At 63.8% G+C, this 8,679-nt stretch carries 10 protein-coding genes; 3 read left to right on the forward strand and 7 right to left on the reverse strand.

Features of this window, described 5'->3' with window-relative positions; all coding sequences use genetic code 11:
* Positions 1-205: 205 nt before the first annotated feature.
* Positions 206-1,636, forward strand: a complete 1,431-nt coding sequence (locus MOM01_RS11235; RefSeq protein WP_241385519.1) for an ABC transporter substrate-binding protein — start codon at positions 206-208, stop codon at positions 1,634-1,636.
* On the opposite strand, the gene MOM01_RS11240 is transcribed toward MOM01_RS11235, so the two are convergent.
* From MOM01_RS11240 to MOM01_RS11270, 7 genes are all read right to left on the reverse strand, one after another.
* Positions 1,604-2,011: a hypothetical protein gene (locus tag MOM01_RS11240; protein WP_241385520.1), complete on the reverse strand. Its 408-nt coding sequence runs from the start codon at positions 2,009-2,011 to the stop codon at positions 1,604-1,606. The two genes, MOM01_RS11235 and MOM01_RS11240, sit on opposite strands and share 33 nt — an antisense overlap.
* A gap of 295 nt (positions 2,012-2,306) precedes the next feature.
* Positions 2,307-2,543 (reverse strand): hypothetical protein, encoded by a 237-nt coding sequence (locus MOM01_RS11245; RefSeq protein ID WP_241385521.1) that lies wholly within the window; start codon positions 2,541-2,543, stop codon positions 2,307-2,309.
* Positions 2,544-2,717: 174 nt separating this feature from the next.
* A complete protein-coding gene (locus MOM01_RS11250; protein WP_241385522.1) occupies positions 2,718-2,891 on the reverse strand; it encodes a hypothetical protein in 174 nt (57 codons plus the stop codon).
* 253 nt (positions 2,892-3,144) lie between these two features.
* On the reverse strand, positions 3,145-4,908 hold the full coding sequence (locus MOM01_RS11255) for a hypothetical protein (RefSeq protein ID WP_241385523.1): 1,764 nt from the start codon (positions 4,906-4,908) through the stop codon (positions 3,145-3,147).
* A 977-nt stretch (positions 4,909-5,885) separates the two neighbouring features.
* On the reverse strand, positions 5,886-6,200 hold the full coding sequence (locus MOM01_RS11260; RefSeq protein WP_241385524.1) for a hypothetical protein: 315 nt from the start codon (positions 6,198-6,200) through the stop codon (positions 5,886-5,888).
* On the reverse strand, positions 6,197-7,186 hold the full coding sequence (locus MOM01_RS11265) for a hypothetical protein (RefSeq protein ID WP_241385525.1): 990 nt from the start codon (positions 7,184-7,186) through the stop codon (positions 6,197-6,199). Before MOM01_RS11265 ends, MOM01_RS11260 begins: the two co-directional genes overlap by 4 nt.
* Positions 7,187-7,393: 207 nt before the next feature.
* Positions 7,394-7,837, reverse strand: a complete 444-nt coding sequence (locus MOM01_RS11270) for a hypothetical protein (RefSeq protein WP_241385526.1) — start codon at positions 7,835-7,837, stop codon at positions 7,394-7,396.
* 134 nt (positions 7,838-7,971) lie between these two features.
* Between MOM01_RS11270 and MOM01_RS11275 the strand changes: the two genes are divergently transcribed.
* Together MOM01_RS11275 and MOM01_RS11280 are read left to right on the forward strand one after the other, a co-directional pair.
* Positions 7,972-8,181: a hypothetical protein gene (locus tag MOM01_RS11275; RefSeq protein ID WP_241385527.1), complete on the forward strand. Its 210-nt coding sequence runs from the start codon at positions 7,972-7,974 to the stop codon at positions 8,179-8,181.
* A 73-nt stretch (positions 8,182-8,254) separates the two neighbouring features.
* Positions 8,255-8,662, forward strand: coding sequence for a RidA family protein (locus MOM01_RS11280; protein WP_241385528.1), 408 nt, complete (start codon positions 8,255-8,257; stop codon positions 8,660-8,662).
* Positions 8,663-8,679 lie beyond the last annotated feature (17 nt).

Raw genomic sequence — 8,679 nt, forward strand, 5'->3', positions numbered from 1 at the left:
GAGAACCTTTCGGCGTCCACTTCATCCGTGATCCATTTTGTGCGTCAAGTCCGAGAGGTCGATCATGCGCCGAATCTCACCGTATTCGAAGCTCGCCGCAGCACTGTGCAGCAGTGCGTTGCTCCTTTTCGTCGCGGCCTGCGGAGCCGGCACCCCGGAGAGTGAGTCCGGGGGCGAGGAGAGCAGTCCCGTAGCCGGTGGCTCGATGACGATCCTGCAGGGTGCCGAACCCCCGTCTCTGGACCCGGCTTCAATGTCCAATGTCTTCGCGTTTCACCCAGCATTGGGTAATGCGCTGTACGGGACATTGATGATCAACGACACCGAGACGTTCACCATCGCGTACAAGATGGCAACCGAATTCTCGTCCTCCGACGGAGGAACCACGTACAACCTGGAGCTCCGCCCCGGCCTGATGTTCACCGACGGCACCCCGCTGGACGCCTCAGCAGTCAAATTCAACTGGGACCGTCTGCGCGACCCGGCTCTCGGCTCGACCTCGATCAGACAAGCAGTCCAGGTTGCAGAAACCGAGGTCATCGATGCTACGAATCTGAAAGTCACGATGGTGGCACCCAACCCGCATTTCGCGGAATCGCTCGTTGCCGGCGCCATGAACTGGATCGCGTCACCCACAGCCCTGGAGAAAGGACGGCAGGCCTTCGACGAGAACCCGGTCGGCGCCGGTCCGTTCACTCTGGTCAGCTGGACCCGACAGAGTGCCATCGAGCTGGAAAAGAACCCGGACTACTGGGACGCCCCCAAACCCTATCTCGACCGCCTCACGATCAAGAGCGTTCACGACAGCAACCAGCGCATCAACGCGATGACTACCGGCGCCGCAGATTTGTCTCTGGAGTCGACCATGGCCAATATCGCCATGGCGCATGAGGCCGGGCTCGAAACGGAAACCCTGCCCACCGGCGGTGGCCAGATGATCGGCATGAACGAACGTCGTGCCCCCTTCGACGATGTGCGTGCCCGCCGTGCCGTTCGATTGGCTTTGGATCTCGATGCCCTCAACACCATCGTGTACAACGGCGAAGGTGAAGTCCCCGAGACTTTCTTTCCCGAAGAATCCCCCTTCTACAGCAACATGGCTTTTCAGACGTCGGATCCCGTCGAAGCCCAACGACTGTTCGACGAACTGGCTGCGGAAGGAAAGCCTGTCCGGTTCTCCTTCGCTTCCTTCCCCACCACGGATTCCAGAGTTCTTGCCGAGGGCGTGCAGGCACAGCTGAGTACGTACGACAATGTGGAGGTGAGTATCGACATGCTCGATGCTGCAACAGCCACCACGCGGCTCGCTACCGGCGACTTCGACATGATTATCACCGCCACAATCGTCCAGGACCCTGATTTTGCACTGTGGACCGCGCTGCATTCGCAATCAACTGGCAACTTCACAGGCACCAACGACGCCGAGCTCGACGCAGCACTCGATGCCGGACGTGTCAGCGAGTCGTTCGAGGACCGTAAGGCCGCCTACAACACCGTGCAGGAGCGCCTGATCGAGGTGGTTCCGGGGATCTGGTACATCCGGTCGGTTCCCTCGGTCATGTACGACACCGACGTGCATGGCGTCCAGTTGTACACGCTCGGCTCACCTCTGCCCGAAGAACTGTGGATAAGCTGACGATCGTCCGAGGCGGCCGCTCCTGCGCACCTCCCAAACATCCGGGCATGTGATTGCAGTCGCGGATGGCTGGGGGTTGGTGCTGGCGATGAAGTCCGGATGGGCGGGGTGTCCTGCGTCCATGTCGGCGAGCCGGTCACGGAACCACGGGGACTGCACACGTCCTGGACGTTCCCACGCCTGGTGCACGCACCAGCGCGCGAAATCGCGTTGCCTGCCGGCGTCGAGTGCTTCAACCCGGTCGGTGAGGTCGCGGTCCAGTCCCGCGACGTGCCGAGCGGCGCAGATCGCCTCGAGAACCGGCGTGAGCGGTCTTCCGCCGAAGGTGTACAGGACGGCGCGCACGACCAGGGCTTCGCGGTTCTGCGGAGGCACGGTGATCACCTTCCCGGATTCGTCCCCGGATATAGACGTACGCCCTCGACGGTTCCGGCTGGTCGATCTGAGGTTGCGGTGACCATGTGCTGTCGGTTTTGTGGAGTGTTCGTACCTGCGCATCCGAGGTGACGATGGTGGGCCACAGGCGGATCAGATAGTCGTCGACCTTGAGACCGAAATGAGTGTCGCGGCCACGAGCGTCTGGCCGCACCTGATAGGTGCCCGCCGGCACCGGATCGAGAGTGGTGCAGACGGTGCCGTCGAGAGCGGAGACGACCAACGCCTGTGTCGTCTAGAGGGTGGTTTCCTCGATGACTTCCCAGTCGTCCTGCGCAGGATCGGTCGGAGGCTGATCGAGCAGCTCGACGCTGACGCGGACCGGGCCGTAGGCGATGCCGGTGTAGAACGAGACGGCACCGTCACCGGCTTCGATCAGGGTGCCGTGCGTGAGCGGATCGAGAGTGTCGACCGTGGGGTTGCCGAAGCTGAACTGGTGATGGTCGACCTGGACCACGCCGTCGGACTGCACCGCACGATCATCGCGTATCGGACTCTGCTGCGCCGGCCGTCACGCTGCGTCCGGCGTGGCGGAGTTGCCGCGTCCCACAATGGTGGACGTCACAGGTTCGCGTGTCGCGCAACTCGTGCCTGTTGATCATGGATAACCCCGATTATCCGTGAAGTTCAGATGGGGAAATGCCGTCTACGAGGAGAGGTCGTCGCTGATGCGCTTCGACGAGTATTGCGGGGCGGCCGACGCGTCCTCGGTGGCCATACCGCCACCCAGATGGTTCTGTCGTCGCCGCGAACCATGGGCCGCCTGCCGAAGGCGCGCGTCCGCCAGGCTGCGGCGCCGGTCGACGTCCGTCCGAGGCACAGGTATCCGGTAGCCGGGGAGCTCTGGTGCGCGCCGACAGGCTGCGCGATCGGATCGGTCGCTGGAGCACCGTCATCCGTAGTAAGAGAGGCGAACAAAGTTGCTAGTTAACATAAGAGTTCGCTATCGGCGTGCGATGCACGCGGTGCGTGCGATGCACGCACCGCGCATATGGCGTGTGGGGCGGCCCGGCTTCCTGACGGTCTCGCTGTTCGTCGGCTGCGTCCGCGCCGGGTATCTCATTCGGGTCGCGCTACGCGCCGGACTCGTCACTATCTGGCGATGTGAAAGCTTCCTCGTCCACACCGGGCTGATCGATACCTGGAAGGCTCCAGAGCGCGAGCTCCGGCGCTTGGCGATCCCGGATTCGATCTGGCTTGAAGAGATAGAAATAAGGGTCATCACCTGGCCGAAATCTCACCTTGAACCCTTTTGCTTCTCCCGCGTCCAGAGCTGCGAGAGCTTCCTCGCTATTCAAGGCCACCGCATGAGGATGGAATGCCCCTACCTGGCCAAGATTCAATTCACGAGTTCCCAATCGCAGGATGAACTCCTGGACAGGAAATCTAATCATGCCTCCCTCGACAAGCAGGGCTCGTACGTCCGGAGAGTCGGTGCCGCTGAGTCCGAGAATTCCGGTAGGTGCCTCCGGCGATGCGACCATATATCCCTCGATCAGGATGCGGGCCACCCGGAGATTGACTCGTTCCAGAGGAGTTAGCTCATCGGGAATGACGAAGCGGGTGTTGCAGTACTCCTGCACTATGGCGAGGTCACGCGCTAGCCCGTACATCTCGGTGAGATAGGCGTCGGCATCGTCCCTCGTCACCTCCTCATGAGTAGCCAACGACCAAAGGAGGTGACCGTCGATGTAGGTCCTGCACACTCCGGGCGTTCGCAATGCACGCACAAGGTCGATCACCCGCAGCGCATCCGTCGGGCGGATACGACGGAAGTTGTACGAGATCTGTACATCTCCGGGAAGCGCCTTGTTGTTGAGGGGATAGTGCAACTCCACCTCGGCATGTCCGTAGAACCTGATCTTTAGTGTGACCCCGAGGCTGCCTTCGTTGATGTAGGTGACTTCCCCTTCAAAGACTGACTCTTGTTCATCGACGCCGATGAATCTGAGTTCGGCTACTGCCCCCACGTGAGGACTGTCGCTGAGCGGTTCCAAGTGAACTTCGACGTTGCTGTGTTGTCCGGCGAGCAGCTCAGGTCCGCTGATGGTCAGCTGACGAACGACCTCTGGTGGAAGAACGACGCGTCCCGATGCTCCATACCTGAGAGCCTGCTCGAACTGACGTTGCACCTCAGTGTGCTCATCCCCGAAACTGCCGGTGATCGTGGCGGTTATAGGACTCTTGATATGAGCGTCTGGATCTTTCGGGCGGGCTGTATACGTCACCTGGTTGCCCCGGCGAGCGAAGTCAACGGCCCAGTAGAGGTCTGCCGAGTCCGCGAGGTCTCCCAGACCGGAGACGCGTTCAGTCAGAGAGTCGATCCCCCCGAGTAAGGTTGCTGTCTCCAACCTATAGAGTTCGACATCTGACCTCATTTGCTCGCGCCCGAGATAGGCATAGACGTCCGGGTTCTCGACCGCGAGAAGATCGAGCCCGACACGATCGAGAATGCTGATCTTCGGTGGCTTCGTGCCCTCTTCTACGTACTGCACCAGCTCTTCGACGAAGCTGCGCTCTCCCGGAGTGAGCTTTGACGGGACGACCAGTATCCACTCCACGGGCGGCGGGTCCAGCTTCATTGCGCGCCTGAACGAGTTGCGAATCTGCTCCGTGCGTGTCTTCTTCATGTTGCCGGAGAAGCCGTCTGTGAAGTACTTCAGCTGGTAGATGCGCCGGCGGGCTCCTTGTCGTACTTCGATATCGATACCGTCGTCGCCGCCCCTTCCATCAGGGCAAGTGACCTTCGCGAGGCCTTTCCATTTGCGAGCGACAAGAGTGTCGACTATCCGTTCAAACTTGTCGATACCAATCCTGTCCCAATCGATCGCGTTCAACGGGTCCGCCTTCCGGGTGTGCCTCTGGACGAGTATGCAACGTCACTCCGACGCGCCTGACGACGGCAGCTCTGCGGCCGCACGGTCATCGCAGCCCCCGAGTCGTCGCGACCATAGACGTGCGCCCGAGACGGTTCCGGAGAGTTGACCCGCGGCTCGACAGACCATGCCGTGTCACTGCAGGACCAACGGGTGGACCCAGGACTTCATGAATCCGCGTCGGCACGGATGCGTGCAGTGCGTGCGACGCATGCACGCATCGCGAGCAGTGCACGCGCAGTGGCTCACACAGCGTGCGAGGGGTTCCTCCCAAGCGGTCATTGCGGACTCACAGCTCCAGGTCGGGACCGCCCTGGGGACTGTGGTCGGGTGGCTCCGACTGGGTCAGGGTCGTACTGCCGTTGGGTGCGCCGGGCTTCGGACGGTGCGGGTGACCCGGACATGGCAGTGCGCAGAGCGGAGAGCAATGCCTGCTGTCCGCTGGGATCACGAGCGATCTGCTGCGCGGTGCCGGTGGGCGGTCGGGTTGTGTGGGGGTCGGCGACGTAGCGGCGGATGAGGACGGACAGACGTGCCGGGGCGATGGTCAGCCCGTCGATGCGCTGACCGCGATCGAGCATGGTGACCAGCGCGTGCAGCGCCTGTGCTGCGTCCTTGCGGGCGCCGGTGCGGGCGATGTGCAGTTTCCAGTCGGTCTCGGTGTTCGTGGGTGATTGTCAGCAGGGTGCACAGGTCGGCGATGTCCTTGGCGGCGAGGCGGCTGCGCCAGGCGAGCGCCTTGAGCACCACCGCCTGCTCGACGCCGGGCACCGGCACCTCGAAACGCAAGATCTCGCTAGTCGTCAATTGTGCCCGCACGCGCACCTGCATCGGGTCGGCGGCCAGGGCGAGAGTCAGGCCGGGGATGGCGTCGAAGCCGCGCCCGGCGTACTCGATGTGCTTGAGCCGGCAACTGCCGGTGCCGGGAACGAGGAGATCTACGGACAGGGGAGTGTCGTCGCCGGAGGTGCCTCGTAGTGGTTGCCGACCACCAGCCGATAGCCCCGGGCGAGCAGTGCGGTGTGGAAGGTGGCGTCGGCCGCGGCGACGGTCTCCATGCCGGCATCGGCGTCAGCGGTGACCCGGGCAGCGGTGTCGGTGGGGTAGAGGCGACCGAGCAGGTGCACCATGTGCCCGCCGACGACCCGGTAGTTGCTCCCGGCCGCCGCCGCGGCGAGATCGGCTAGCGCCCGCAGGCCGCGGTCGGCGGCATTCGACGCGGCGAGGATTTCCACCTCGGGCACATCACTCATAGGGCGGCCTTCTGCCGGATCGTGGCGAGCACATGGTCGGCGGCTTCGGCAGCGTCGGCGCCCCCGGTACGCAGCACATCGCCCGCGGTGATCAGGGGATCGGCCAGCAATGCCGGTTCGCTGATCTCCGCGGTGCGCCACAGTGTCGGGTCGGCCGGGACCTGCACGGCCAGGGTGTACTCGGCCTCGGTGGCGGGACCGAAGCCCGCGGCGCTCAGGTCGACGAGCCGATCGGTGTAGAGCAGCGCCCGGGTCGGCAGCCGCCACGGGGCGTACACATCGGCCGCCGCATCGCCGCTGACCAACACTGCCACCTCCTGCCGGGCGCAGAAGTCGACTGCGGCGGTGGCCTGCGCGATCACCGGATCCAGGCCGTACCAATAGGTCACGGCACCCCCAGGACCGGGATAACCGGCCAGATAGTCCGCGAGCAGTTCCTCGGGGGATACAGCGAGCCAGCCGTGCTCGGTGCGCCGCACCGCCTGGAGCTGTTTGAGGGCGAGCGAGACCGCCTGCTGGGAGACTCCCAGCAGCTCGGCGAGCCGGTGCTGGCTCTGCGCCGTATCCGAGAGCAGCAGGGCGCGGGCGAGTGCCCAGCGCACCCACGGTTTCCGGCCCCGCGCAGCACGAATAGGGGCCGCCGCGGCGGACGCGGCATCGGTCACGTCGTAGCGCACGCCGGCGAGCACGAGCAGCTCCTCATCCACGGCGATCACATCGATCTCGCCGTTCGTCGCGAGCGTCCGCAGATGCGCCGTGGCGCGAGCGGTCACCACGAGTACACGTCGGACCGGGTCCGGTTCGGCGAGCAGCTGGGCGAGGACCGTGGGGGTGGGTGGCCGCCGGGATACCCGCACCCGGGTCGGCAATTCCCGGCCGTCGGGCAGAGCCAGGTCCCAGGCGTCGAGGGAACCGGAGACAAGGCGGATGCCGGCACGACGCAGCAGTGCGATCGCGCCGGAGAGAAGCTGTGATGTTTCGGCCATGCTCGCCACCTCGACGTGTACAAGCTTAGATGATTTATCTTGTATTAGGTGGTAGAGCGTATGAGGAAGCCGAAGTTCGCCCGGTCGCTGGTCGTCTGGAGGTACGAGCGGGCACTGAACGGTGGAGCGGCTCGGCGCCGGCGTGCCTAACGTGACGGTGTCCGGTTCTGGTACACCTTCCGTGACGATCCAGTGGCGAGGTCGGTATCACCGGTTGCCGGGGTGAGACGGTCGCCGGGTCCCGATCCAGTGAATACCGTCGGGGCCAGGCGAATACGGGTGCGGCAGGTAGCGGGGATAGAACTCGCCGGTGTGCCAGGCGCTCGCGACTGTCTCCGGATCGTCGGGTGCGAAACCTGCTCGGATTGCGGGCAGGTGTTCGCGCCAACCGACCAGGCCGGAGTCATCGCGACCCCATACCCGCACCACCAATGTCATGACCGAATCCGCCCAGCTCAGCCGTTCGATCTCGTACGCCCCAGTGTCCCAGGGTCGTGCCGACAGATGTCTGGTGAGCGCGGACAAAAAGCGCATGTCCCAGTCCGCTTGTTCGAAGTCACCGTGCCGGACGATCGGCAGTTCCTCACCGACGTCGTTGGTGCTGTAGTACTCGTAGCGACCGTTGTTTCCGGTGCCTCGGTTCCGGTCCATGGTCGAAGTCTGCCAGACGGAAATGCCAGGATCCCTACACTGAGTCGCAGTATCGCACTATCACGCACAGTGGTCCAGAACCAGTCTTCGATTGCCGTTGACAAGGGAGGGATTGGCGGCTGCCTCCAGCCACTGTGCCCCGGAGTCGATCGTCGGACCGGGCCGGCATCCAATTCGCATCCCGGCACGGCGACGGGCTGGTGCTCTGGGCGCTGCACGAGCGTCCCGGTGACGGACCGGTCAGCAAGAACATCACGGTGCTGGACTACGGCGCCGTCGAGGAGCGCGATCCCGACCTGATCGAAGCGACGCGCCTGCACAACCTGGTCTGGGCGGACGACTGAATTACCCGGCGGCACAGTGGCGCAGCGCTGTGCGAAGCTGATCGGACACGTACTCGACCCGGAGGGGACGACAATGCCCAAGGCTGTGACCCTGATTCGTTCCAACTCGTTATCGGACGCGGCGGAGTACGCCTACGCCGCTACCGCGCCTGCAGAAGCGCGTCTGATCTTTCTGGCGGGATCGTGCCCACTGAACAATGATGGATCGACCTACGGTGAAGGTGACTTCGCAGCGCAGGCCGCCAAGTGCATCGAGAACATGAAAGTCGCCCTCGGGGAGGCCGGCGCCGCGCTGGAGGATGTCATCGCCACGCGTGTGCTCGTCGCCTCGTCCGATCAGGACGACCTCGTGACGGCGTGGGAGGTCGTCCGCGACGCATTCGGTGACCATGACGTGCCGAGCACGCTGATCGGTATTGCCGCACTCGGCTACGACCACCAGCTTGTGGAAGTCGAAGCTACGGCTGCCGTGATCGATTGATGCTCGTCATCGGAGAC

It is taken from the genome of Rhodococcus sp. CH91, from assembly GCF_022554085.1.
Taxonomy (GTDB): Bacteria; Actinomycetota; Actinomycetes; order Mycobacteriales; family Mycobacteriaceae; genus Rhodococcus.

Excerpts from the sequence above, each read along its gene's own strand:
- MOM01_RS11280 (WP_241385528.1), top strand. The coding sequence starts at position 8,255 with ATGCCCAAGGCTGTGACCCTGATTCGTTCCAACTCGTTATCGGACGCG.
- MOM01_RS11270 (WP_241385526.1), bottom strand. The coding sequence starts at position 7,837 with ATGGACCGGAACCGAGGCACCGGAAACAACGGTCGCTACGAGTACTAC.
- MOM01_RS11260 (WP_241385524.1), bottom strand. The coding sequence starts at position 6,200 with ATGAGTGATGTGCCCGAGGTGGAAATCCTCGCCGCGTCGAATGCCGCC.
- MOM01_RS11265 (WP_241385525.1), bottom strand. The coding sequence starts at position 7,186 with ATGGCCGAAACATCACAGCTTCTCTCCGGCGCGATCGCACTGCTGCGT.
- MOM01_RS11235 (WP_241385519.1), top strand. The coding sequence starts at position 206 with ATGACGATCCTGCAGGGTGCCGAACCCCCGTCTCTGGACCCGGCTTCA.